General features: G+C 76.9%; 1 protein-coding gene. It reads left to right on the top strand.

Translation table 11 applies throughout. The features are described from left to right. Window positions 1-44: 44 nt before the first annotated feature. A partial coding sequence (locus DZG00_RS16285) for an NAD-dependent epimerase/dehydratase family protein (protein WP_233550185.1) occupies window positions 45-589 on the top strand: 545 nt, incomplete at its 3' end.

The raw sequence follows: 589 nt of genomic DNA, 5'->3' as shown, positions 1-589 counted from the left end.
GCGGTGACCGGGTGACGTGCCTGGCGCGCGGCACCGGCGGCTCCGTGCCCGCGGGCACCCGCTTCGTCGCGGCGGACCGCGACCGGCCGGACGCCTACGACGAGGTCGCGGGTGCCTTGTGGGACGAGGTCGTCGACCTCACCTCATCCGCGGAGCACGCGCGCACCGCCGTCGCCGCGCTCGCCGAGCGGGCCCGGCACTGGACCCTGGTGAGCACCGTGTCCGTGTACGCGTCCTTCGCGCATGCCGGAGACGACGAGCGCGCGGCGCTCGTGGAGCCGGTCGACCTCGACGAGTACGGCCAGGCGAAGGTGGCGGCCGAGCGGGCGGTGACCGCGGCGCTCGCCGGACGGCGCATGATCGTGCGCCCCGGCCTCGTCGTCGGCCCGGGCGATGACAGCGACCGGTTCGGCTACTGGCCGGCCCGCTTCGCGCTCGCGGGCGACGGACCCGTGCTCGTGCCCGACGCGACCGGCCGGCGCTCCCAGGTGATCGACGCGCGCGACCTCGCGGACCTCGTGGTCGACGTCGGCGTGCGCGCCCTCGACGGCTTCGTCGACGCGGTGGGGGAGAGCGTGCCCCTCGCGAG

It is taken from the genome of Clavibacter lycopersici, from assembly GCF_003576405.1.
Classification (GTDB): domain Bacteria; phylum Actinomycetota; class Actinomycetes; order Actinomycetales; family Microbacteriaceae; genus Clavibacter; species Clavibacter lycopersici.
This window is presented reverse-complemented; position numbering and strand designations above follow the sequence as displayed.